23 protein-coding genes and 1 pseudogene are annotated in these 24652 nt (G+C 61.7%); 19 read left to right on the top strand and 5 right to left on the bottom strand.

What is annotated here, in order from left to right:
* The first annotated feature begins 3 nt into the window (after positions 1-3).
* On the top strand, positions 4-1242 hold the full coding sequence (locus tag IE095_RS05585; RefSeq protein ID WP_268247713.1) for a PP2C family protein-serine/threonine phosphatase: 1239 nt from the start codon (positions 4-6) through the stop codon (positions 1240-1242).
* On the opposite strand, the gene IE095_RS05580 is transcribed toward IE095_RS05585, so the two are convergent.
* Positions 1218-1664: an NUDIX domain-containing protein gene (locus IE095_RS05580; protein ID WP_189410639.1), complete on the bottom strand. Its 447-nt coding sequence runs from the start codon at positions 1662-1664 to the stop codon at positions 1218-1220. The genes IE095_RS05585 and IE095_RS05580 overlap by 25 nt on opposite strands.
* Before the next feature lie 3 nt (positions 1665-1667).
* A complete protein-coding gene (locus IE095_RS05575; RefSeq protein ID WP_189410638.1) occupies positions 1668-3674 on the bottom strand; it encodes an aldo/keto reductase in 2007 nt (668 codons plus the stop codon).
* 128 nt (positions 3675-3802) lie between these two features.
* On the opposite strand from IE095_RS05575, the gene hslO reads away from it, so the two are divergent.
* The 7 genes and pseudogenes from hslO to IE095_RS05540 all read left to right on the top strand — a co-directional run.
* Entirely contained in the window at positions 3803-4801 is a 999-nt protein-coding gene (hslO, locus tag IE095_RS05570; protein WP_189410637.1) for an Hsp33 family molecular chaperone HslO, read from the top strand.
* Positions 4802-4804: 3 nt separating this feature from the next.
* Positions 4805-5374, top strand: a complete 570-nt coding sequence (locus IE095_RS05565) for an NUDIX hydrolase (protein WP_189410636.1) — start codon at positions 4805-4807, stop codon at positions 5372-5374.
* Positions 5371-6546, top strand: a complete 1176-nt coding sequence (locus IE095_RS05560; protein ID WP_189410635.1) for a CCA tRNA nucleotidyltransferase — start codon at positions 5371-5373, stop codon at positions 6544-6546. The genes IE095_RS05565 and IE095_RS05560 overlap by 4 nt, the downstream gene beginning before the upstream one ends.
* A gap of 66 nt (positions 6547-6612) precedes the next feature.
* Positions 6613-8460 carry an ABC transporter ATP-binding protein gene (locus tag IE095_RS05555; protein ID WP_189410634.1) on the top strand — a complete coding sequence of 616 codons (1848 nt, stop codon included), beginning with the start codon at positions 6613-6615 and terminating at the stop codon, positions 8458-8460.
* A complete protein-coding gene (locus tag IE095_RS05550) occupies positions 8457-10307 on the top strand; it encodes an ABC transporter ATP-binding protein (protein ID WP_189410633.1) in 1851 nt (616 codons plus the stop codon). Before IE095_RS05555 ends, IE095_RS05550 begins: the two co-directional genes overlap by 4 nt.
* 62 nt (positions 10308-10369) lie before the next feature.
* On the top strand, positions 10370-11578 hold the full coding sequence (locus IE095_RS05545; RefSeq protein ID WP_189410632.1) for a class I SAM-dependent RNA methyltransferase: 1209 nt from the start codon (positions 10370-10372) through the stop codon (positions 11576-11578).
* Positions 11579-11660: 82 nt separating this feature from the next.
* Positions 11661-12149, top strand: a pseudogene (locus tag IE095_RS05540) (L,D-transpeptidase family protein); the annotation flags it as partial.
* A 65-nt stretch (positions 12150-12214) separates the two neighbouring features.
* Here IE095_RS05540 and dalA read toward each other — a convergent pair.
* Positions 12215-12799 (bottom strand): divisome-associated lipoprotein DalA, encoded by a 585-nt coding sequence (dalA, locus tag IE095_RS05535; RefSeq protein ID WP_189410630.1) that lies wholly within the window; start codon positions 12797-12799, stop codon positions 12215-12217.
* A 146-nt stretch (positions 12800-12945) separates the two neighbouring features.
* Here dalA and IE095_RS05530 point away from each other — a divergent pair, with 146 nt between their 5' ends.
* On the top strand, positions 12946-13548 hold the full coding sequence (locus IE095_RS05530) for a L,D-transpeptidase (RefSeq protein ID WP_189410874.1): 603 nt from the start codon (positions 12946-12948) through the stop codon (positions 13546-13548).
* A 116-nt stretch (positions 13549-13664) separates the two neighbouring features.
* Here the strand turns inward: IE095_RS05530 and hemH are convergent, their stop codons facing one another.
* Positions 13665-14711: a ferrochelatase gene (gene hemH, locus IE095_RS05525; RefSeq protein ID WP_189410629.1), complete on the bottom strand. Its 1047-nt coding sequence runs from the start codon at positions 14709-14711 to the stop codon at positions 13665-13667.
* Between the two features lie 3 nt (positions 14712-14714).
* On the bottom strand, positions 14715-15542 hold the full coding sequence (locus tag IE095_RS05520) for a methyltransferase domain-containing protein (RefSeq protein ID WP_189410873.1): 828 nt from the start codon (positions 15540-15542) through the stop codon (positions 14715-14717).
* Positions 15543-15572: 30 nt separating this feature from the next.
* Here IE095_RS05520 and IE095_RS05515 point away from each other — a divergent pair, with 30 nt between their 5' ends.
* The 10 genes from IE095_RS05515 (at position 15573) to IE095_RS05470 (ending at position 24571) form a co-directional block, all read left to right on the top strand.
* On the top strand, positions 15573-16307 hold the full coding sequence (locus IE095_RS05515) for a double zinc ribbon domain-containing protein (protein ID WP_189410628.1): 735 nt from the start codon (positions 15573-15575) through the stop codon (positions 16305-16307).
* A 26-nt stretch (positions 16308-16333) separates the two neighbouring features.
* Entirely contained in the window at positions 16334-16588 is a 255-nt protein-coding gene (gene grxC / locus IE095_RS05510; RefSeq protein WP_189410627.1) for a glutaredoxin 3, read from the top strand.
* Positions 16589-16591: 3 nt separating this feature from the next.
* On the top strand, positions 16592-17422 hold the full coding sequence (locus IE095_RS05505; protein WP_189410626.1) for a carbon-nitrogen hydrolase family protein: 831 nt from the start codon (positions 16592-16594) through the stop codon (positions 17420-17422).
* 49 nt (positions 17423-17471) lie between these two features.
* Positions 17472-17921, top strand: coding sequence for a MarR family winged helix-turn-helix transcriptional regulator (locus IE095_RS05500; protein WP_189410625.1), 450 nt, complete (start codon positions 17472-17474; stop codon positions 17919-17921).
* Positions 17918-18748: an NAD-dependent epimerase/dehydratase family protein gene (locus tag IE095_RS05495; RefSeq protein ID WP_189410624.1), complete on the top strand. Its 831-nt coding sequence runs from the start codon at positions 17918-17920 to the stop codon at positions 18746-18748. Before IE095_RS05500 ends, IE095_RS05495 begins: the two co-directional genes overlap by 4 nt.
* Positions 18745-19383: a sugar transferase gene (locus IE095_RS05490; protein WP_189410623.1), complete on the top strand. Its 639-nt coding sequence runs from the start codon at positions 18745-18747 to the stop codon at positions 19381-19383. Before IE095_RS05495 ends, IE095_RS05490 begins: the two co-directional genes overlap by 4 nt.
* Positions 19384-19522: 139 nt before the next feature.
* Entirely contained in the window at positions 19523-21424 is a 1902-nt protein-coding gene (locus tag IE095_RS05485; RefSeq protein ID WP_189410872.1) for a nucleoside-diphosphate sugar epimerase/dehydratase, read from the top strand.
* Between the two features lie 53 nt (positions 21425-21477).
* Positions 21478-23616, top strand: coding sequence for a YjbH domain-containing protein (locus tag IE095_RS05480; RefSeq protein WP_189410622.1), 2139 nt, complete (start codon positions 21478-21480; stop codon positions 23614-23616).
* Positions 23613-24287: a YjbF family lipoprotein gene (locus IE095_RS05475; RefSeq protein WP_189410621.1), complete on the top strand. Its 675-nt coding sequence runs from the start codon at positions 23613-23615 to the stop codon at positions 24285-24287. The genes IE095_RS05480 and IE095_RS05475 overlap by 4 nt, the downstream gene beginning before the upstream one ends.
* Before the next feature lie 68 nt (positions 24288-24355).
* Complete coding sequence (locus IE095_RS05470; protein WP_189410620.1) at positions 24356-24571, top strand: hypothetical protein; 216 nt, start codon at positions 24356-24358, stop codon at positions 24569-24571.
* The last annotated feature ends 81 nt before the right edge of the window (positions 24572-24652 follow it).

Below are 24652 nucleotides of genomic sequence, written 5' to 3'. Positions count from 1 at the left end.
CGAATCAAAGTGCAGGAACCGGCGGCGTCAATCGCCCGACGGATTCTGGTGGTCGATGATAGCCGCGCCCAGCGCCGCTTGCTTTGCATGTCGCTTCAACGCGGCGGGTATGAGGTGATTGAGGCCGGGTCGGCCGAAGAAGCGCTTGATCTGTGCCAATCGCAGGATTTCGCGATGGTGATCAGCGATTGGGTGATGCCCGGCATGTCAGGGCTGGATTTCTGCCGCGCCTTTCGCGCCTTGCCGCGTGAAACCTACGCCTATTTTATCCTTCTGACCTCAAATTCCGAAAGCACACAGGTCGCCGATGGGCTCGACTGTGGGGCGGATGATTTCCTGACGAAACCGGTGCATTCCGACGAACTGCACGCCCGGCTGCGGGCGGGGGAACGGATCTTGGGGATGCAATCGGAACTGGTGGATAAAAACCGCATGATCAGCGCAGCGATGGGGCGGTTGCAGCAAATGCACGACAATCTGAACCGTGACCTGATCGAGGCGCGCAAGGTGCAGCAGGCGCTGATCCGCGACCGCTATCGTGACTTCGGCGGTGCGACTGTCTCGGTCCTTTTGCGGCCGTCAGGCCATGTGGGCGGCGATCTGGCCGGGTTTTTTCAGCTGGCGCCAGGCCGCGTCGCCTTGTTTTCGGTGGATGTCGCGGGGCATGGAGTCGCGTCGGCCATGATGACCGCGCGGCTGGCGGGGCTGTTTGTCGGGTCAGATGCCGATCAGCACATCGCCTTTCGCGACGGAAAGACCTTACCGCCGCCAGCAGTGGCTGCGCGGTTGAACAACCTGATTCTGGATGAACTGGGCGTCGATCAATATCTGACGCTGGCCTATGCCGAACTGGATCTGGCCACTGGCGGGGTGGAAATGGTGCAGGCGGGTCATCCGCATCCCGTGGTTTTGCGCGCCGACGGGCGGGTGGAATTCGTGGGCCAAGGGGGCTTGCCGGTGGGGCTGATCCCCGGTGCGGGCTATAACCCTTTTGCCTTGCAACTGGCAGCGGGGGACAGGTTGTTTCTGGTGTCGGATGGCGTGACGGAATGCATGGCCCCCGACGGCAGCGAGTTGGGGCAGGACGGGCTGGACCGTATCCTGCGCACCAACGCGCATCTTTCCCCACAGGATTTGCTTGAGGCGCTGGTTTGGGATTTGACCGATTTCACCGGGGGTCAGGATTTCCGGGATGATGTGTCAGGGGTGCTTTTGCACTATGCGGGCAGCCCCAACGCATAAGTCAGCATCGCGCGATCACCCGCATTGCCCAGCAGGCCCAAAGCCTCGGTCACGGGCAGCCAAACCGCTGTATGTCCCGCCTCGGTTGGCGGGCCGTGGGGGCGAATGGGGCGGGCCAGATAGACTTGGCACAGCTTTTCCGCCCAGAAATCGTATTCCGGCATGAAGCAGAAACGCCGAAAGGTGCCCAGATGGCGGATGTTCCCAATCCGCCAGCCGGTTTCCTCAAACACCTCGCGGTGCAGGGCGGCAACGGGGTGTTCACCGGGATCAATCCCCCCACCGGGAAGCTGAAATTCCGGCGCGGGGCTTTCCTGAAAGGTTGTCAGGATGGAATCCCCTGACAAAAGCACCGCATAGACGCCGGGCCTGCGCTTATAGCGCTGGCCCGGTTTCACGGATTCCCCATAGCGTCGGATCATGGCCTACTCGCTGTCGCGTTCCAGATTCAACCATGCCACCTGTTCGGGCGAAAGTTCCAGCCCCAGACCCGGCAAGGTGGAAGCAATCTCCCCCGCCGTGCGCGGCCCGATCAGGGCGAACGAAGGGAAGCCCTGCGAAAGCACCCAAGCCGTCGCTACGTTATGCGCCGAAATCCCCAAACGTGCCGCCAAGGCTTCGGCGCGCCGCCGCCGCTCCGCATTGTCCGGCCCGCCAAAACAAGTTTCCGGCGCCGTGTCTTCGGGCAGTCGGTTGCGCAGTTCTTCCGGCAGGAAATAGCCCCGTGCCTGCGACGACCAGCTGACATGCGCCACCCCGCCCTGCCGCAGCATCGCCAAGGTTTCCGGTGTGTTTGACGACACACAACCCGCCCAGACCGGCTTGATCATTGTCGCCAGCGAAAGGTTGTTGTTCAGGATCGTCATGCCCTGCAAACCCTTGGCCGCCGCATAGGCATTCGCCTCGGCAATCCGCGCAGGCGACCAGTTCGACCCGCCAAAGACGCTGATCTTGCCGGCTTTGCGCAGGTCATTCAGCGCCTCGACAAATTCGCCGACCGGCACATCTGGGTTGTCGCGGTGCATGATATAGACGGGCACCCGGTCCAGCCCCAGACGCGTCAGCGACTGGTCCAACTGCGGCCCAATCGCGCCGGGCAGGCAATAGGGCGAATGCGCGCCCTTGGCGATAACGACGATATCCTTTGCCATCCCGCGCGAGGCGATCCACTGGCCCAGAACAGTTTCGTGCCGCCCGCCGCCATAGACAAACGCCGTGTCAAAGGCATTCCCCCCAGCCTCGGCCCAAGCATCCCAAACGACCGCGCCTTCGGCGATGCCATCCTTGTTGTCGCAACCAATGATCAGGCGGCTGACCGGAAGATCAACGCCCGGAAGGGTCGCCTTTGGCACACGCGGCAGATGGGCCGGAATCGCCCCCTTCAGCACCCGCTTTTGCGAGGGTTCATCGGCGATGGAGACCACCCCCACCTCCGCCCGCCAACGGTCCAAAACCGTGTTGTTTCCAATGGATTCCGCCCAGTTCATCGCCGGATAGGGGGCTTCCTGCAACCCATCGGCAATCGCTTGCGAAGCCACTTCCGCCTCGAACGCGAAAAGCATCTTTTCGTCACGCAGCCAGATTTCGCGCGTATCTTTGCCCACCGTCACCCGGATCAAAGCGTCGGAAGGCCCGGCATTGCGCCCCGGCGTCCAAGGATCGACCACTTCGATCATGCCCTTGTCGCCATAGATCAGCGCCCGATTGTCCATGTTCCGCCCGACAGCCACGGCGACCTCGGCCGTGATGCCGCTGGCAAAGCGCAGCAGCCCATAGGCCGCTTCGTCCACGCCTGTTGCCCCGACCAGTCCCGTGCCCTTTACATCGACTGGCTCAGCAAAGCCCTTACCCACCGCCGCGCCCGCCACCAGACGCGCCAAGGACACCGGATAACCGCCGACGTCATAAATCCCGCCACCCGCCAGCGATTTTTCATACAGCCGCGACCCTGGGCGGTTTGGCGCATTAAAGCCAAAGTTGATCCGCATATGCTGGATCGTGCCGATCTCACCCGAAGCAATCACCTCCAGCAACCGCGCGATCTGCGGATGGCAGCGGTACATGAAGGCCTCCATGAAAAAGACCCCCTCTTGCCGTGCCGCTTCGGTCAAAAGCACGACTTCAGCGGCGTTCAGCCCGCCCGGCTTTTCCACCAGGACCGCCTTTTTCGCCCGAATCGCCGCCAGCGCCAGTTCGCAATGCCAAGGATGCGGCGTGGCAATGTAAATCGCCTGCACCTGATCATCCTTCAGGATCGCCGCGTAATCGCTGTAACGCTTGTCCGCCGCGACACCGAATTTATCGCCAAATTCCGCCCGCCGTCCGGCATCGCGGCTGGCAATCGCCACCAGCCGCCCCGAGGCTGATTCCTTCAACCCCTGCGCAAAGTTGCCTGCAATCGAGCCCGGCCCGATGATTCCCCAGTTCGTCATATTAACGTTCCTCCAACCCTGATGCGAAAGAAAGCACTTTCGCCGGGTAGTTACCAGAGGGGCTTGGCACTTTGGTTGTCGTGCTTATATGGACGCGGTATGCCAAAGACTGGCTTTCAGGAAATCCCATGACCATCGGTTCGCAAATCGCCTGGGACGACAGCGTCCTGCCCTTTCAGCTTGATCTGGCCGACATCCGGGGCCGCGTGGCGCGGCTGGATGGCGTGCTGGACGAAGTGCTGGATCAGCATTCCTACCCCTCAGACATTGAATCGCTGGTGGCGGAACTCGCGCTGCTGACGGCGCTGATCGGGCAGACGATGAAACTGCGCTGGCGGCTTTCGCTGCAGGTGACGGGCGGCGGGCCGGTCAAGCTGATCGCGGCCGATTACTATGGGCCGACCGAAGATGGTGAACCGGCGCGGATGCGGGCCTATGCCAACTTTGACGCCGATAAACTGACGCCCACCGACAACCCCTTTGACCTGATCGGTGGCGGCTATTTCGCTGTGCGGATCGACCAAGGGGCGGGGATGACGCCCTATCAGGGCATTACGCCCGTGGCGGGCGGGTCGCTGACGACCTGCGCAGAAACCTATTTCGCCCAATCCGAACAACTGCCGACGCGGTTCGTCTTGCGCTGGGCCCGCAGCCAGATGCCTGGCCAGCCCGAAGTCTGGCGCGCGGGCGGCGTCATGCTGCAACACATGCCCAAAGCCTCGCCCTTTGTCGCCGAGAAAGACGCCACGGGTGAGGGTGGTTTGCTTAATCACGCCGACATCCTGCAAGGCCAGGAAGGTGAAAACTGGAACCGCGTGAACATGCTGCTGGACACGGTGGAGGAGATGGAGCTGATTGGCCCCCATGTCTCGCCCGCTGACTTGCTGCTGCGGCTGTTCCATGAGGAACAGCCCCGGGTCTATGACGCGCAGGCGATCCGCTTTGGCTGTTCCTGTTCAGCAGATAAGGTGCGCAATTCACTGGGCATCTATTCGCGCCGCGAAATCATGACAATGACGACGGATGAGGGGAAACTGACCGCCGATTGCCAGTTCTGCGGCGCGCATTACGAATTCGACCCCCGCACCTTGGGGTTCGAGGCGGATCGTCCTGCGGAAGGGAACTGAACGATGGGGCCGGATGCTTTGCATGCGGCCCTATTGCGCCCAGCGCGGCCTTCCTCGGATTATGACTTGAACCCCGGCCAGTCGGGGCCTTTGGGCCGCGTTCTTCGCCCGGCGGCGGTGCTGGTGGGCATTCAGGACGACCGCGTGATCCTGACCAAACGCTCCAGCCATTTGGCGCATCATCCGGGGCAAATCGCCTTTCCCGGTGGAAAGATCGACGATGGCGACGATGGCCCCGAAGGCGCGGCCCTGCGCGAGGCGGCCGAGGAAATCGGTCTGCCCAATTCAGCCGTAACGATCATCGGTCGCTTGCCCGACCATGAAACGGTCACAGGTTTTCGCATCACCCCCGTTCTGGCCCATGTGGCAGATTTCACGCCTGTGGCCGAGCCGGGTGAGGTGGACGAGGTGTTCAGCGTGCCGCTGTCGTGGTTGGGCGATCCGGGGAATTATCGGGTGGAAGGGCGGCTTTGGCGCGGCACCTTTCGAAATTTCTATGCCGCACCCTGGGGGCCCTATTACATCTGGGGCGCGACGGCGCGGATCTTGCGGGGGTTGGCGGACAGGCTGTGAAGGTTTCTGGCGATTGGATGACCGGGCAAGGAACACAGGCGCTTTGCGCCGTGCTGTCGGCTGGCGGGCATCAGGCGCTGTTCGTCGGGGGCTGCGTGCGCAATGCTTTGCTGGGTGAAGCCGTGGCGGACATCGATCTTTCGACCGATGCTTTGCCTTTGCGCGTGACAGAGCTTTGCCAAGCGGCAGGATTCAGGGTCATTCCCACCGGCATGGACCACGGCACGGTCACGGTGGTGGCCGGGGGCGTCGCGCATGAGGTGACGACCTTCCGCCGTGATGTGGAAACCGACGGGCGGCGGGCGGTGGTGGCTTTTACAGATGACATCGCCCAGGATGCCATGCGCCGCGACCTGACGATGAACGCGCTTTACGCGCGGGCCGATGGCACGGTTGTTGATCCTTTGGATGGGCTCCCTGATCTTTTGGCACGGCGCGTGCGTTTTGTGGGGGATGCTGGCGAACGCATCGCCGAGGACGCCCTGCGCATTCTGCGGTTTTTCCGTTTTCACGCTTGGTATGGCGATCCTGGCGAGGGGCTGGATGCCGAGGGTCTGGCCGCTTGTGCGGCCGGGGTCGACCTGCTGGACGGGTTGTCGCGCGAACGGGTGGGGCATGAACTGGCCAAGCTGCTGACCGCACCCGACCCGGCCCCTTCGGTGGCCGCCATGGCGCAGACGGGCGTCCTGGCGCGGATTCTGCCGGGGTCCGACCCTCGGGCCTTGGCCCCGCTGGTGCATCTGGAGGATGGCGTTGGTCCTGACTGGCGGCGGCGACTGGCTGTTTTGGCCTTGTCTGTCGATTGGGGCGATGCCCTGCGCCTTTCCAAACAAGACGCTGCGCGGCTGGTGACCTTGGCCCAAGCCGTCCAATCCGGCGAAGCCCCCGCCATTCTGGCGTGGCGGCACGGCAGCGAACTGGCGCGCGATGCTTTGCTGGTGCAGTCAGCCCTGATGGGGCAGGAACTTCCGCAAAATTGGCAGGACAGCTTGACCCAAGGCATGGCCGCCCATTTCCCGATCAAGGCCGCTGATCTGATGCCCGAATTTCAGGGCGCTGCCTTGGGCCGACAGCTCAAACACCTTGAAAGCGCTTGGCTCGATTCCGGTTTTGCCTTGGACAGGGCACAACTCTTGGCGCTTTCGCGCGGGGATGCACAGAACCGTTCCTGATTTGTGCCTTTTCCTTTCCGAATTCCCGGTCTAAGTCTGTCAGACATTCACCAATGAGGCGAACCCGTGTTCCGGTTCTTTGAAAGCCTCGTGGACCCTTACGGCCCCTACGAGCAATCCGACACGCCCCCCCGGCGACTTTGGCCGTTTCTGGCGGGCTACATCCGACCTTTCCGCAAGGTCTTTGCTGTTACCACGCTGACCGCCCTTTTGGTGGCCAGCTTTGACGTGACCTTGATCTGGTATGTCGGTCGCATGGTCGATCTTTTGGCCAGTGCCCCGCCGCAGCAGGTGCTGGCGACGCATGGCTGGGAATTTGCGGTGGTCGCCCTGATCATCCTGTTCCTGCGCCCGGTGATTTCCGGCGTGCATGTCGCGTTGTTGCACAACACCATCCTGCCCAACTTTGGCACGATGATCCGCTACCGTGCCCATCGCCACGTTTTGCGCCAGCCCGTCGGCTGGTTCGAATCCGATTTCGCCGGTCGCATCGCCAACCGCATCATGCAGACCCCCCCGGCGGCGGGTGAGGCGGTGTTCCAGACCTTTGATGCCGTGGCCTTTGCGGTGGTCACTGTCATTGGTTCCGGCGCGGTGCTGGCCGATGCCGATGCCCGGCTAATCCTGCCTTTGGTGATCTGGTTCGGGCTTTACTGCCTGCTGGTGCGCTGGACGATCAAACGCGCAGGCCCCGCCGCCACGGCCAGTTCCGATGCCCGTTCGGCCATCACTGGCCGGGTGGTGGACAGCTATACCAACATCCATTCGGTCAAGCTGTTCGCCCAGAACGAGCATGAAATGGACTATGCCCGCGATGCCATCGAAACGGCGCGGGCCAAGTTCTTTAAAGAAATGCGCATCATCACCAAGATGGATGTGATGCTGACCCTGCTGAATGGCGGGTTGATCGTGTCGATTGTCGGCTGGGCAATCTGGCTTTGGGCCGATGGGCAAACCACGGCGGGCATGGTGGCGGCGGCGGCGGCCTTGGTTTTGCGGCTGAACAACATGACATATTGGATCATGTGGGCCACGACCTCTTTGGTGCAGAACCTGGGCGTTGTGCAGGAAGGGATGGAAACGATCACCCAACCCATTACTCTGTTGGACGCGCCCGAGGCCTGCGCGTTGCGCGTAGGTCAGGGTGAAATCCGTCTGGAGGGCGTCTCGCATCATTACGGGCGCGGTTGGGGCGGGTTGGACCAGATCAGTCTGACGCTGAAACCGGGCGAAAAGGTCGGCGTCGTGGGTCGTTCGGGGGCGGGGAAATCCACCCTCGTCAAGCTGATGCTGCGGTTTTACGACGCCGAACAGGGCCGCATCCTGATCGACGGGCAAGATATTGCTATGGTCAGCCAGGACAGCCTGCGCCGCGCCATCGGCATGGTGCAGCAGGATAGCAGCCTTTTGCATCGTTCGGTGCGCGACAATATCCTTTATGGTCGGCCCGAGGCGGGCGATGTGGCGATGGTTCAGGCCGCCAAGCGGGCTGAGGCGCATGAGTTTATCCTTCAGCTAGAGGATCCGCAGGGCCGCAAAGGCTATGATGCCCATGTCGGCGAACGCGGTGTGAAATTGTCGGGCGGGCAGCGCCAGCGTATCGGGCTTGCGCGCGTGATCCTGAAAGACGCGCCGATCCTGATCTTGGACGAGGCGACGAGTGCGCTGGACAGCGAGGTTGAGGCTGCGATTCAGGAAACCCTATATGGCGTCATGCAGGGCAAGACCGTGATCGCCATTGCGCACCGCCTTTCCACGATCGCGGCGATGGACCGCATTGTGGTGCTGGACGGGGGCCGGGTGGCGGAACAAGGCAGCCATGCGGAACTGTTGCGCATTCCGGATGGTTTGTATGCCGGGTTCTGGGCGCGCCAATCCGGCGGGTTCATCGGGTTGGATGAGGAAACGGCATGAACACCTTATTGCGGCGGCTGGGAAATTCGATCAACGCCTTCCGCCCCGCCGAAGGGCCGCCGCCGCAAACCCTTATGCCCTTTTTCCGCTGGTCGCTGTCGGGGTCTTGGCCCATGCTGTGGCTGGCCTTCATCGTCTCTGGCATCGCCGGCGCGATGGAGGTGGTCAGCGCCCTGATCCTTGGCTGGGTCATCGACACCGCCCTCGCCAGCGGACCCACCACGTTCTTCACCGAAAACCTCTCCCTGCTGATCTGGGCCGTGGTCTTCTACATCATCCTCCGCCCCCTGACCTTTGCCGCCTCGTCCGCCACCAACTCCATCGTCGTCGGGGCCAACGTCCTGCCCCTCGTGCTGTCGCGCTTGCACCGCTGGACCTTGGGCCAGGCTGTCACCTTCTTTGACAACGATTTCGCGGGCCGCATCGCTCAAAAGCAGATGCAGGCGGCGCGCGCCGTGACCGATGTCGCGACCGAAATGATCAACACCGTGGCCTTTGCGCTGGCTTCGGTCATCGGCTCGGTCATCTATCTGGTGGCCATTGACGCCCGCATTGCCTTGGCGCTGGCCGGGTGGCTGGTCGCCTATATCTGGCTGATCCGCTTCTTTCTGCCCAAGGTCAAAGTCAACTCCGCCGCCCGCGCCTCCAGCCGCGCGATGGTGTCGGGGCAGGTTGTTGACACCATCACCAACATCAAGACGGTCAAACTTTTCGCCCATGCGGCCTATGAGGATCGGGTCGCCCTTGATGCGATGGAGGTCTTCCGCGACAAATCGCTGGATTTCGGCGTGATCTCCACTTGGTTCCGCTATGCGCTGATGACGCTTGCCGGGATCCTTCCAGTGATCCTGATCGGTGGCGCGCTGTGGATGTGGTCCGTGGGCAGCGCCACACCGGGCGAGATTGCCGCCGCCGGGGCCATTTCCCTGCGGATCGCCCAGATGTCGGGCTGGGTCAGCTTTACCCTGATGTCGATCTATACCTCGATTGGTGAGGTTGAAGACGGCATGAAAACGCTTGCTGTGCCACATGTTCTGGCCGACGCGCCTGGGGCTGTCGATCTGGCGCGGGTCAAGGGCGAGATTCGCTTTGACCATGTAACCTTTGGCTATGGCCATGGTCGCGCTGGGGTGCGGGGCATTGATCTGACCATCCGCCCCGGCGAAAAGCTCGGGATTGTCGGGGCCTCGGGGGCAGGCAAGTCCACTCTCGTTTCGCTGCTTTTGCGGCTATATGACGCCGAACAGGGGAAGGTTCTGTTCGATGGGCAGGACGTGCGCCAAGTGACGCAGGAATCTTTGCGCCGCCAGATCGGCATGGTCACGCAGGAAACAGCAATGTTCAACCGCTCGGCACGGGACAATATCCTGTATGGCCGACCGGGCGCCTCGCAGGCCGAACTTGAGGCGGCGGCCAAGGCGGCCGAGGCCGATGAATTTATCGCCCAGATGCAGGACCATCAGGGGCGGCAGGGCTATGATGCTTACTTGGGCGAACGCGGGGTGAAACTCTCGGGCGGCCAACGCCAACGGATCGCCTTGGCGCGGACCTTCCTGAAAGACGCCCCTATTCTGGTGTTGGACGAGGCAACCAGCGCCTTGGATTCCGAAGTGGAAGCCAGCATTCAACAGGCCTTGGGCCGCGTGATGCAGGGCAAGACGGTTCTGGCCATCGCGCACCGGCTTTCGACCATCGTGGCCATGGACCGGATCGTTGTCTTAGATCAGGGCCAGATCGTCGAGGAAGGCAACCACGAAAGCCTTTTGGCAAAGGGCGGCCTTTACGCTCGATACTGGGCAAGGCAATCGGGTGGCTTTCTGGGCGTTGAAGAGGAAGCTGCCGAGTAGCGTCTTGACCCCCGGACGAAACCGCGCAAAGGGGCTGGAAAGCCACCCTTGAAGGAAGCCCCATGCAAGTCACCATCGAAAAGCTGGGCCATCTGGGCGACGGAATCGGGGCAGGCCTGTTCGCACCCGGCACTCTGCCGGGCGAGGTGGTGACGGGCGAACTGCGCGGCGAGACGCTGCAAGACATTCGGATCGTGACGCCGTCGCCCGACCGGGTGAAACCGCCCTGTGTCCACGCCCGCGCCTGCGGCGGTTGCCTGATGCAACATGCGAGCGATGCGTTAACGGCGCGCTGGAAGGAAGGCATCGTTCAGGGTGCGTTGGCTGGTCAGGGGTTGGAGGCGCCCTTGCGTCCAATCCTGACCTCACCCGCCCGCAGCCGCCGTCGGGCGACACTGGCCGGACGACGCACCAAGGCGGGGGCACTTTTGGGTTTTCACCAGCGCGGCAGCGATGTGATCATCCCTGTCCCGCAATGCCAACTTTTGCATCCCGATTTGATCGCCGCCTTTCCCGCGCTAGAGGCTTTGGTGATCACTGGCGGCTCGCGTTCGGGCGAAATGTCTTTGACCGTCACGCGCAGCCTGACCGGGTTGGATGTCAGTGTGACAGGCGGCAAGCCGATGGATGCCGAACTGGGCCTGAACCTTGCCCGACTGGCCGAGGAAAAGGGTCTGGCGCGGCTGACATGGAACAATGAAACCTTGGCCCTGCGGATCATGCCCATGTTGGGTTTTGGCGGGGCCCGCGTGCCGATGCCGCCGGGGGCATTTCTGCAAGCGACCGATCATGGCGAGGCGTCCTTGCTGACCGCCGTCAAGGAAGCCATCGGTCCAGCCCGAAAGATCGCGGATCTTTTCGCCGGTTGCGGCACCTTTGCTCTGTCACTGGCGGCCCAAGCCGAGATTCTGGCGGTCGAAGGCGATGCCGCCCTGACGGCGGCGCTGGAAAAAGGTTGGCGGCAGGCGCAGGGGTTGAAAAAGGTCACAACGGAAACCCGTGACCTGTTCCGCCGTCCGCTGGAACCCGACGAATTCAAAGGGATCGAGGCCGTGGTCATCGACCCGCCCCGCGCCGGGGCCGAGGCGCAATGCGCAAGGCTGGCGGCCAGCAAAGTGCCGGTGATCGCCTATGTGTCCTGCAACCCGGTGACCTTTGCGCGCGATGCGAAGGCCCTGATCGCCGGGGGTTACCATCTGGATTGGGTGCAGCCCGTCGATCAGTTCCGCTGGTCGGCCCATGTCGAATTGGCGGCCCGCTTTTCACGCTGACGTGAGCGGGCCTTGATCCAGCCCTATTTGCGGGGCAGGGAAATTCGCGGTATGTTCAGGAAAAACAACAGGCAGCCTTTCCATGTTCGCGTTCCGACTGATCCTTGCCCTTTCGCTGGCCCTTGGGCTTTCGGCCTGTGGGTCCAAGTTCAAGAAATACAACGGGCCCGAGGTGACGCAGGTTCAGGTCCACAAGGCCGAACGCAAGATGTATCTGCTGCACAACGACAAGGTGCTCAAGGCCTATGACATTGGTCTGGGCCAGCAACCGCTGGGGCATAAGCAGTTTGAGGGCGATCTGAAGACGCCCGAGGGCATCTATTACATCGACCGGCGCAATCCGAACTCGAACTATCACCTGTCGATTGGCATTTCCTATCCGAACCCGGCGGACAGGGAATTTGCCGAAGCGGCGGGGCAGCGGCCCGGCGGTGAGATTTTTGTCCACGGCAATCACGGCAAGAAGGGCAAACGCGGCGACTGGACCTGGGGCTGCATCGCGGTGACCGACAAGGAAATGGAAGACGTCTATGCCATGGTCCGCGACGGTACGCCGATCCTGATCATGCCCGATGCGCGGGGCTTCCCACCCGCGCCGCAGCCCATCGCTCCGGCCTCACCCGAAGAACAGCTGATTCAATTGGCAAATGCCGAGGACTGAGGCACCACGCTGGTGCCCATCGGCGTGATCGACTGATAGGCAGTGGCACCTGCTGTGCCTGTCAGCATCACCCACCAGATCTTTCCGTTGGGCTCCTGCCACCAGGAAAAGCCCAGTTCATTCACCGACGGATCCAGAATGATCGCGCGGGTGTCCGCTTGGGCCATCCAGGCGGACAGGGTCTGAACTTCGGTCTCATAGGTCTCGCTCAGCAATTCGCCGCCCAAGCGGCCTTTATAGCCGATCCGCTGCACGCGGGACAAAGGCGAGGATCCGTCCGAACCAAAGTGCCAGGGCCGGTTCTGGACCGACATGTCGCGGGCATGGGCCGAGGCAGCGGCGTTCAGTTCGGCGTTGAACTGAAGCTGCGAAAGATTCCGCGCCGAACGCAGCGAGTTCACGCTGTCAAGCAAGCGGAAATAGATGTCGTTCGTCATGTCCTGAGTGATGGTGTAGACCTGCGGCAAGGGCAGGCCGTCGGCGCCCAACTGGGGGGCCGAACTTGTGCAGGCCGCGACCAAGGCCAAACCCGAAACCGCCAGAACCGAACGTCTGTCCATCTTAAACCCCATCTTTGCGGGTTCGGGCTTATCCCATCCCAACGGCGGGATCAAACCCCGTATCGGCAAGATGACGCCGGTTTGAATTGCACCTGTAACGGCTGGGGGATAAGAAGCGCCAAAGAGCAGACCATACAAAGGTGCAGATGATGGCACAGGACAGCTTCGACCCCACCAAACGTCACCTCCTGATCGCGGGGGCCGCTGCGGCGACCGTTCTCGCGGCACCGGCGTTGGCGCAGGTGCAGGATGGGACCACGGTTTTTGAAGCGCCCAAGGTGACGCGGAACAATATCTCGAGCTTTCGGATGCTCGACTGGCGGCAGTATTTCGACAATACCCGCAATGGGGCGATCCTTGCGGATACCGTGTCGCGGGCCGTGCATTACTGGTCGGAAGATCAGTCGATCTATAAGCTCTACCCCTCTTCGGTGCCGCTGAACGATGAGCTGACCCGCACGGGCAAGACTGAGGTGATCCAGAAGGTCGTGAACCCGCCGTGGCGGCCGACTGCTTCGATGAAGGAACGCAACCCGGACTGGCCGGATATCATTGAGGGTGGCTCGCCGGACAATCCGCTGGGCGTCCGGGCGCTGTATCTGAGCTGGCCCGCTTACCGGATTCACGGCACCCATGACACCCGCAAGATCGGGCGGAAGTCTTCGAACGGCTGCATCGGGCTTTATAACGAGCATATCTTGGAGCTGTTCGAGCTTGCCAAGGTTGGCACGCAGGTTCTGTTGATCTAGAGACCCCGCCCCGGCCTGAAAGGGCCGGGGTTTTCACGCGTGAAATGCTAGACAAGTCTTTGTTTTTCTTGCTATATTATATATTTTGAATGTGTTGGTGGTGGGTTTCACCCACCCTACGCGGTCCAGCCTTGCAGGTTTTCCTGAATGATCGCGGTCAGCGCGTCGATATGGGCGGCATCGTCGTTCAGGCAGGGGATGTAGGTGAATTCCTCACCCCCCGCATGTTCAAAGGCCTCACGAATCTCGCCGTTGATTTCTTCGAGCGTTTCGATGCAATCGGCGGAAAAGGCAGGCGCGATCACGGCGATGCGTTTTTTGCCTTGTTTCGCCAGTTCCGCCACATGTTCGACGGTGTAGGGTTTCAACCATTCCTCTCGCCCAAAGACCGATTGGAACGAGGTATCAATCGCCGCCCTGTCCCAGCCCAGCCTTTCGCGCAGCAGGCGCGTCGTTTTCTGGCATTGGCAGTGGTAGGGGTCGCCCTCCATCAGATAGCGTTTTGGCATGCCGTGATAGCTGGCCACCAGAACATCGGGCCGGTTCGCAAGCCCCGCATAGGCGCGTTCCACCGATTGGGCCAGCGCGTCGATATAGAGCGGATGGTCGAAATACTCCGCCACGGTGCGCGCGGCGGGCTGGCGTTTTTCTTTCGCAAGGGCGGCAAAGAAGGCATCGTTGGCGGTGGCCGAAGTGGCCCCGGCGTAGTGGGGGTAAAGCGGGAAGAACAGGATCTTTTCGCAGCCCGCCTTGACCATCGCCTGAACCTTGGATTCGGTGGAGGGATTGCCATAGCGCATACAGAAATCGACCATGACATCCGCCCCATAAAGCGCCTGCATCCGGGCGGCGATGGCGGCGGTTTGGTCTTTGGTAAAGGTCATCAAGGGGCTTTCGCCCTTATCGTGGTTCCAGATCAGTTTGTAATTCGCGCCGCTGGTGAAGGGGCGTTTGGTCAGGATGATCAGTTGCAGCAGAGGCTGCCATTTCCAGTTGGGAATATCGACGACACGTTTGTCGGACAAAAACTCTGACAGATAGCGCCGCATCGACCAATAATCATAACCGTCCGGCGTGCCCAGATTGGCCAGCAGAACCCCGATCTTCTTGGGCATGACGGGCGGATGGTTGGCGGGGGCATGGGTCAGGCGGTCGGCGGACATGGGTCAATCCTTGGTCGGCAGAGGCGTTTCGGCGGTATTTAGGGCATCGGCCAGCCTTGTCAGGGCGGAACCGGGGCGCAGCGGCTTTTGCTGGCTGTCATGGGCCGCCCATCCGGTCAGCCACAGGGTCTCAAACGTCGCGGGAATGCGGCCTGTTTCGGGGTCGGCAAAGGCCTGATCATAGATCGCCGCCGCTTGGGCAAACAGCGCGCGGGGTGTCGGATGGCGCAGGCGAGCGGTGAGGGCGTTTTGTTCGCCCATCGCCCGCAGATCGGTGATCAGATGAAAGAGGTCGCGATACATCACCTTGCGGGCATAGCCATCGGCAACGGGCAGGGCTAACCCAGCGCGCTGGATCAACCCGCCCAGATCGCGGATTTCGGCCATCGGCAAGACGCGGGGGGAAAGGCCGCCGGTGATCGCCGCCTCGGCCTCGGCCAAGGCCGTGCGGAGTTCATGCAGGGTTTGGCCGCCGAAAAGGCTGGCGAGCAGCAGACCATCGGGGCGCAGGGCGCGGCGGCATTGGACCAGTTGGCCGACGGGATCATTCGCCCAATGCAGGCAAAGGGCGTGGATCACCAGATCATGTGCGCCGGGTTCCAGGGCCAAGGTTTCATCATCCGGCACGATCCGGGCGTTTGGAAAGGCGGCGGCCCAGGGTTCCGGCCAAGGCGTCACGATGGCGATGTCGGTGAACGATTTATTAACCTCGATGAGTCTTTCCTGAGCCTCAAGGATCACCTCGTCCAGCAGGAACAGGTCTGCGCCTTTTTGCGCCGCGCGGGCGCGGTGGCGGGCAAGGCTTTGGCGGTCGGTGAGGTCGGGGGTCATCATGCAGTCCAAGGGTTCAGGGGTTTAGATATGGCAATGCAGGCCGCGCTGAAACCCCTGATCCGGGCGATCTATCCGCCGCAATGCCTGACTTGTGATACGTTGGTGACGACGGAATTCGGTCTTTGTGCCGATTGTTGGCGGGAAACGCCGTTCATCCGGGGGCTGGTCTGTGACCAATGCGGGGTGCCCTTGGCGGGGGATGAGGATGGGCAGGTGGTGCAATGCGATGATTGTCTGGCGGTGGCGCGGCCCTGGGGGCAGGGCCGGGCGGCGCTGCTTTATCAGGGCAATGGGCGAAAGCTGGTGCTGGGGTTAAAGCATGGGGATCGTTTGGATCTGGCGCGTCCGGCGTCGGATTGGTTGCTGCGGGCGGCGGGGCCGATGTTGCGGGCGGATATGCTGGTGGCCCCGATTCCCTTGCATTGGTTGCGGTTGATCAAGCGGCGCTACAATCAGGCGGGGCTTTTGTCAGCGGGGGTGGCGCGGTTGGCGGGGCTGGAGCATTGCCCGGATTTGCTGCTGCGCAAGCGGTTTACCGGATCGCAGGATGGCAAGACCCGTGAAGGGCGGTTTCGGAATATGGAGGGGGCTTTGCGGCTGCATCCGCGGCGGGCGGGGCGAGTGGAGGGCCGGCATGTGTTGCTGGTGGATGATGTGATGACCTCGGGCGCGACCTTTGCGGCGGCGGCTGAGGCTTGTCTGGCGGAAGGGGCGAGCGGGATTTCGGTTCTGGCACTGGCGCGGGTGGCGAAGGAGTCCTAGATTGAGGGGGAAAGCAAAGGTGCCCCATGAAAAGCGTTGAAATCTATACGACCCCGACCTGCCCCTATTGCGCGGCTGCGAAACGGCTGCTGGCGAAAAAGGGGGCGGCTTACAAAGAGATTGATGTGAGCGGGGATCCGGAACTGCGGGCGGCGATGACGCAGCGGGCGGGGGGGCGACGGACCGTGCCGCAGATTTTCATTGATGGGCGGCATGTGGGTGGAAGCGATGACATCCATGCGCTGGACGATGCGGGGAAACTTGATCCGATGCTGGCCTGAGGGATGCGTGTCGGGCTGGTTCAGCTGAATGTGAGCGATGATCCGGTGGCGAACCTGCCGGTGACACAGGATTTGGTGGCCAAGGCGATTGCAGGCGGGGCAGAATTTGTGCTGACGCCGGAATGCACGAACCTGTTGTCGTCAAACCGGGACCATCAGCGGCGGGTTCTGCATCATGAGGGGGATGATCCGACCTTGGCGGCCTTGCGGGAACAGGCAAGGGCGGGGGGGATTTGGCTGCTGGTGGGTTCCTTGGGGGTTTTGACCGAGGATGCGGATGGGCGGTTTGCGAACCGATCTTTTCTGATCGGGCCGGATGGGGCGATTGCGGCGCGGTATGACAAGATTCACATGTTCGACGTGAATGTGTCGGAGGCGGAAGTTTACCGGGAAAGTGCGGGCTATCGGCCGGGTCATCGGGCGGTTGTGGCGGATATGGGCGCGGCGCGGCTGGGGATGGCGGTGTGCTATGACGTGCGGTTCGGGGCCTTGTTCCGGGCCTTGGCGCAGGGTGGGGCAGATATTCTGACGGTTCCGGCGGCGTTCAACCATGTGACGGGGGCGGCGCATTGGGAGGTGCTGCTGCGGGCGCGGGCGATTGAGACGGGGTGTTTCGTGCTGGCCCCGGCGCAGACGGGGTTTCATGCAGAGGCGGAAGGCAAGGGGCGGCGGACGCATGGGCATTCGCTGGTGGTGGGGCCTTGGGGGGAGGTTCTGGCGGATGCGGGCGTGGCGCCGGGGGTGATTTTCGCGGATCTGGATCTGGATGCGGTGGGGCAGGCGCGGGGGCGGGTGCCGTCGCTGCGGCATGACCGGGAGTTTGACGCACCGTAAGGCGCTTTTCCTTTTGCCTTTTGGGCTGTGAATGGCCAGAACGTCGGGCATGTCCGATCGAACCGAAGATATCGCGGTGGCCTTGTTTGGCGAGCTGTTCATGGCCGACCAATTGGCGCGGAACCGGCTGTCGAAAGTGTTGCCGAAGGGGATGGAGCTGTCGCATTTCAGTGTGCTGAACCATCTGGCGCGGAGTGAGCAGGAAAAGACCCCGGCGCAGCTGGCGCGGTCGTTTCATGTGACGCGGGGGGCGATGACGAACACTTTGGCCAAGCTGGAATGGGCGGGGCATATCCACATCCGGCCCGATTGGGACGATGCGCGGCGGAAGTTTGTGGCGATCAGCCCGGCGGGCAAGGCGGCTCGGGATGCGGCGGTGCAGGCGATTGCACCAGTGATCGGGCAGCTGGTCAGCCAGATCGGGGCGGACCGGGTGCGGGGGGCGCTGTCGGTGCTGCGGGAGATGCGAGGGTTGCTGGAGCAGGGGGGCGGGCGATGACGGCGCCGGTTCTGGTGACGGGCTCGGGCGGCAAGCTGGGGCGGGTGCTGCGGAAGGTATGGCAGGAGGAGCGGCGTTTTCGCCCGCTTTGGCAGGTGCGGCGTGATCCGGGGCCGGGGGATTTGCTGTGGCAGATCGGTGCGCCTTGGACGGGGCCAAGCCTTGCAGGCGGTGTTGTGGTGCATCTGGCGGGGGGGCGGGGTGATCTGGCGGGAAATGTGACGCTGGCCGAGGCGGTCTGTCGTCTGGCGGAGGAAGAGGGCGCTGCGCATGTCTTTCTGGCATCAAGCAGTGCTGTCTATGCGCCGGATGACCATGCCGACCTGCATGAGACCACCAAACCCGCACCGGGGTCGGATTATGGCCGGTCAAAGCTGGCGATGGAGCAGGCTTTGGCGCATCGGCCGCATGTCACCTTTCTGCGCATTGGCAATGTCTTTGGTTGTGACAGCCTGATTGGCAACGCGCGTTTTGTCCGTGCGGTCAGCCTGACCCCAGCGCCGGGGCGTGCCGGGGGGCCGATGCGGTCCTATATCGGCCCTGTGAGTTTTGGTCGGGTGCTGGGCGATTTGATCGCCTTGGCCCTGCGCGGACAGCCGCTGCCGCGCGTGCTGAATTTTGGCTTGGACCCGGCTGTGACGATGGCCGGTTTGCTGGATGCGGCGGGATTTGACTGGGCCTATGGCCCGCCTAGCCCCGATGTGCTGGCGCGGCTGGTGCTGGATGTGTCGGCGCTGGGCGCGTTGGTTGATCTGCCGAAGGCCGATCCCGCCGCAATGGCCGCCGAATGGCGCGTCTTGGGGATGGATGCGGGGGCACGGGCATGACCTTTGGCAAACGTCTGATGGATATCGTCATCGCCCTGATCTTGGGGGCGATCTTGCTTCTGCCCTTTCTGATTTTGGTCGGTGTTCTGTTGGTTCTGGACGGCCGCCCCGTCTTTTATGTGGCAGAGCGGATGCGCGCGCCGGGCCGACCTTTCCGGTTGTGGAAATTGCGGACGATGAAAGTGGCCGCCAGCGACAGCGGTGTTTCGGGTGGAGACAAATCCGCGCGTATCACCCGCACCGGGCGGTTTCTGCGCAAAACGCGGCTGGATGAAATTCCGCAGCTTTGGAATGTGTTGAAAGGCGACATGAGCTTTGTCGGGCCGCGCCCGCCCCTGCGCCAATATGTCGAACGCTTTCCCGAACTTTACGGGCAAGTCCTGCAAAGCCGACCGGGAATCACCGGCTTGGCCACCTTGGTCTATCACGGACATGAGGAACGGCTGCTGAAACCCTGCAAGGACGCGGTCGAAACCGATGCGGTCTATGCAAGACGTTGCGTGCCGCGCAAGGCGCATCTGGACCTAATTTATCAACGCAATCGCAATGTTTGTTACGATTTCCTGCTGCTGGGCCGCACAATCGGGCGGATGCTTGCCCGTTTTGGCCCGCAGCGGGCGAACAAGTCGCGCTAGGCGGTAGACTTCTGTTGCAATTTTGATATGGCGAGCCACAGCCTGTGGGGTGACCCGCAGGAATTGAACCCGTGGCCAGCGTCATTGGTGTAGATTGATCGTGACCAAGACCCGCAAAGGCGGGCGATCCGAGGGGCGGATGCAGAACAGCAAAAGCAGGCTTTATGCACTGGTCGAACGGCTGACGCGGGGGCAAAAGCGCCTGGTGTTGACGGCTGTCGACATGGTGCTGGCCCCGCTGGCTTTGCTGCTGACCTTTGTGTTGATTTACGGCCCGTTTCATCCGCTGTGGGGCATCTGGCAATTCTGGATGGCCGTGCCGATTCTGGCGGTGGCTGCCGGGTTCGCCAGTGTGGCCTTGGGTATTCCGCGGATCAAGCTGAACGCCTATGAAAGCCGGGCGGTGCTGCGGACGGCCAGCTATTCTTTTGGGTTGATGCTGGTTCTGGCGGTAATGAATGCTGGCACTGGCTTTGGCATGCCGGTGTTTGGGACAGTGCTTTACGGCCTGATTCTGTTCATGCTGTCGGTCATGTCGCGGATGGTGATGTTGCAGATCCTGTTGTGGGTGCTGCGGCAGGGCAAGACCAAGCGGCGGGTCATCATCTATGGGGCGGGCAATACGGGGATGCAGCTGGCCGCCGCCTTGCGGTCTCACAAAGATCTGGTGCCGGTGGCCTTTGTCGATGACAATCCGGCGCTTCAGGCGGTGATGGTGGCAGGTCTGAAGGTTTTGCCGCCCGAGCGTTTGGAAATTTTTGCGCGCGAACGGGGGGTGGACCGGATCGTTCTGGCGATGCCGTCACTGCCGGCGCCGAAGCAAGGGCAGATTTCGCGGCATCTGAAGCAGTTGGGTCTGGAGGTGCATTCGCTGCCTTCTTTCGCGCAGCTGGTGGGTGAAGAAAAGCTGGTCGATCGGCTGGGTGCCGTTTCCGCAGGGCAGTTCCTGAACCGGCAGACGCATGGCGACAGTCTGCCGATGGGGGCCGAGGCCTATGTGGGGCGGTCGGTGCTGGTGTCGGGGGCTGGCGGGTCCGTGGGGTCGGAACTGTGCCGTCAGTTGATTTCGTGCCAGCCGAAAAAGATCGTGTTGTTCGAGGTCAGCGAATTTGCGCTGTATAACATCGACCGCGAAATGCATGAATTGGCCGTGGATTCCGGGGTGGAAATTCAGGCGGTGCTGGGATCGGTGACGGACAGTCGTCTGGCGCGGGCGGTGATGGCCGATCATGCGGTGGATGTGGTGTTCCATGCGGCGGCCTATAAGCATGTGCCCCTGGTGGAGATGAACCCGATTGCGGGCCTTGCGAACAATGTGCTGGGGACGCGGACATTGGCCGATGCGGCAATCGATGCGGGGGTAGAGCGGTTCATCCTGATTTCAACGGACAAGGCGGTGCGCCCAACAAATATCATGGGGGCGTCCAAGCGTCTGGCAGAACTGGTGGCGCAGGATATGGCCAAGCGCGATTCGGCGACGGTCTTTTCGATGGTGCGGTTCGGGAATGTGCTGGGGTCGTCGGGGTCGGTGATTCCGCTGTTCAAGGAACAGATCGCGAAGGGCGGGCCGGTGACCTTGACGCATGATGAGGTGACACGGTTCTTTATGACGATTGCCGAGGCGGCAAAGCTGGTTCTGCTGGCGGGTTCCTATGCGGAAGGCGGGGATGTGTTCGTGCTGGATATGGGGCAACCGGTGCGGATCAGGGATTTGGCTGTGCAGATGATCCATGCGGCAGGCTATGCGGTGAAAGATGCCAAGAATCCGGATGGTGACATCGAGATTTTGGTGACAGGGCTGCGGCCGGGGGAAAAGCTGCATGAGGAATTGTTGATCGGCGAAGGGTTGCTGACGACGCCGCATCAGAAAATTCTGCGGGCGCGCGAGGCTTGTTTGTCTGAACTGGAATTGGCGAATGTGTTGCGGACCCTGCGGGCTGCGGTGGCGGCGGGCGATGCTGAAGCGGCGCGCGCTTTGATCTGCACATGGGTCGAGGGCTATCAGCCGCCGGTTGCCGTGACGGTGGCGGCGGGAAAGTGATTGTTGAGCGGGTGGCGTTCCCCTAGACTGTGGCGCAGGAATAAGAGGCTTTGATGACCAGACGACACGCCCCGACCCGCCGCGCCCGGCTTGCCGCCTCGACGGCTGTTGTTGCATTTGCCGCTCATGGCGCGCTGGCCGAAGGTCGGCCGTCGCTGAACTTTTATGGCGTGACGGGTCTGATCGACATGCCTTCGGCGGAGCAGCAGCACGATGGGGCGTTCACCGCCTCGACCGCGCATTTCGGGCCGATCAGCCGGCATACGTTGACCTTCCAGATCACGCCGCGTCTGTCGGGAAGTTTTCGGTATCAAGGGGTGCGGGATTTCAATGCGGTGGTGCCGTCGAAATTCGACACTTACTTCGACCGGAGCTTTGATCTGCGGTATCAGGTGTTGCGGGAGGGGGAATATCGGCCATCGGTGACGGTGGGCTTGCAGGATTTCGTGGGAACGGGGTTGTTTGCTGGCGAATATGTGGTGGCAACCAAGAACATCGGCGATGATCTGAAGGTGACGGCAGGTCTGGGCTGGGGGCGTCTGGGCAGCTATGGAAGTATTGGGCAGTTGTTTGGGGACCGGCCGGCGATTGACATCGATCGGGGGGGGAAGATCAACTTTGGGCAATGGTTCCAGGGGGATGCGGCGCCTTTTGCGGGGGTTGAATATCGGTTCAACGATCATTGGAGCGTGAAGGCGGAATATTCGTCGGACGCCTATGATATGGAAGCGACCAATCGGCAGACCTTTGATCGGAACAGCCCGTTCAACTTTGGCATCGAGTACCGGAAGGATGACGCGATGCAGTTGGGGGCCTACTACATGTATGGCAGCCAGCTGGGCCTTGCGGCGCATTTCTTCATCAATCCGGCGCAGCGGCCCATGGGCGGGGTGCGGGATACGGCGCCGTTCTATGTGAAGCCGCGGCCAAGCCGGTCTGCGGATCCGGACGCCTGGTCGCCAGAATGGGTGAGCCAGCCGGGGATTGCGCCGGTGTTGATCAAGAACGTCAATTCTCGGGTAGAGGATGACGGGATTGTGGTGGAAGGCATCAGCTTTACGGCGACGACAGCGACGGTGCTGATCCGGAATCCGCGCAATGATGCGGAGGCGCAGGCGATTGGTCGGGTGGCGCGGGCCATGAGCCAGATCATGCCGGCGTCGGTGGAATATTTCGAGATTGTGCCGGTGGTGAACGGTATGAAAACCTCGAAAGTGACGGTGCGGCGCAGCGATCTGGAACAGCTGGACTATGCGGTGGGCGGGGACGCGGCGATGCTGGAGCGTGTGACCTTTGCCGATGTGCCGCCCAATATTGCGGGTTTGGAACTGGGGGAAGAACTTTATCCCAAGTTTGCGTGGTCTTTGGCACCCTATATGAAAACGCGGCTGTTTGATCCGACAAATCCCTATCGGGCTGAAATCGGGGCAAAGCTGTCAGGCAACTGGGATATTGCGCCGGGGTTGGTGGCGTCGGGGGCTTTGACCTATCCGATTGCGGGCAATCTGGGCGATGGCCGGGGCTCGGATTCGGTTCTGCCCCTGGTCCGGTCGGATGGTGTGCTTTATGACCGCGATCAGGATTTGGACATCAACAATCTGACTTTGGCCTATCATCGCCAGCTTTCGCCCAATCTGTATGGGCGGGTGACCGTGGGCTATCTGGAAAGCATGTTCGGTGGGGTTTCGACCGAAGTGCTGTGGAAAAAGGTGGACAGCCCCTTTGCGCTGGGCGTCGAGGTCAACTATGCCAAGAAGCGCGAATATGACCAAATGTTCGGCTTTCAGGACTATGATGTCGTGACGGGCCATGTGTCGGGTTATTACGCCTTTGGGCGCGACAAGAATTATCTGGCCCAGCTGGATGTCGGCCGCTATCTGGCGGGCGACTATGGGGCCACGCTGACGCTGAACCGCACCTTTGAGAATGGCTGGCGTTTTGGTGTCTTTGCGACGCTGACCGACGTGCCGTTTGAGGATTTCGGCGAAGGATCCTTTGACAAGGGCATCATCATCGAAATTCCGGTGAACTGGTTCCTGGGTTCACCCAACCGCCGTTCCAACGTCACCACGATCCGCCCGCTGAGCCGCGATGGCGGGGCCCGGTTGAAGGTGGATGGCCGGCTTTACGATCTGCTGTCCGATTATCAGCAGGTTGGCATCGAAGATCAGTGGGGAAGATTCTGGAAATGATGTTCAAGAAGGCTTTTCTGCTGACAGGCCTGTTGGCACTGGCCTTGGCCGGTTGCGGTTCGGAAAAGGACGCGGCGCCGGTGGCCAAGACCGTTGGTGCGGCGCTGAAGGGGCTGGGGAAACCCAAGGCGGCAGCGGCAGGGGCCCCCGCCCTGACACAGGCGGCGTTGGCACAATACAAGACGCCCATGATCATGGTCGAAATTCCGACGATGCAGTTGTTCACCTTTGTGGTGCCTTATGGACAGAACGGAAGTATCGAGACTTGGGCCTCGGCGGATAAGAAAACGCTGGCCTTCCGTGACGGCCTTGTGGTGGGCACCCGGGGCTTTGGGGCGGATATCATGCAGGCCTCGGGCCCAAGCCTTGCGCAGATTGCGGCAGGGCAGGGACAGCATAAGCGAATCTATGTTTATCTGGACGGGGCCGACCAATCGCAGCGCTATGAATTCGACTGCGTTCTGCAAGATCGCGGGCGCAGCAATATCACTGTTGTAGAGAGACAACACACGGTGCGTCATATTGCGGAAAGCTGCACCGGAAAAGGGGCCGAATTCACCAATGAATATTGGATCGAAAACGGTAATTTCCTTAGGAAATCCAATCAGTTGATCAATACATCCTGGGGGCCAATGGTGCTGACCAGGGTCATTGACAACGCCCGAACTTAGGGCTTCCATGAACCGCAGCCCTATGGTATCGCAAAGTTAATCCACCAATCCAAGTCACGGAGAGTTAAATGAAAAAGTTCGCTATCGCCGCCGCCGCACTGCTGGCTTCGGTTTCGGTCGCCTCGGCTGGCGGCCCGGTTGTTGTCGAAGCTGATCCGGTTCCGGAAGTCGTTGCTGGCCCCGGCTCGTCGTCGGGCCTGCTGCTGCCGCTGCTGGGTCTGGGCGTTGTGGCCGCTCTGGTTGCTTCGTCGGACGACTCGGCTTCGACCTCGGGCAGCAACTAATCTGACCGAAACGGCTGTAAAGTCGTACAAAGGGTCCGCCTTGCGCGGACCCTTTTGTTTTTCCTGATCTCTGTCTGAACC

Origin of the sequence: Neogemmobacter tilapiae, from assembly GCF_014652215.1 — a bacterium.
In the GTDB taxonomy this organism is placed as follows: Bacteria; Pseudomonadota; Alphaproteobacteria; order Rhodobacterales; family Rhodobacteraceae; genus Neogemmobacter; species Neogemmobacter tilapiae.
This window is presented reverse-complemented; position numbering and strand designations above follow the sequence as displayed.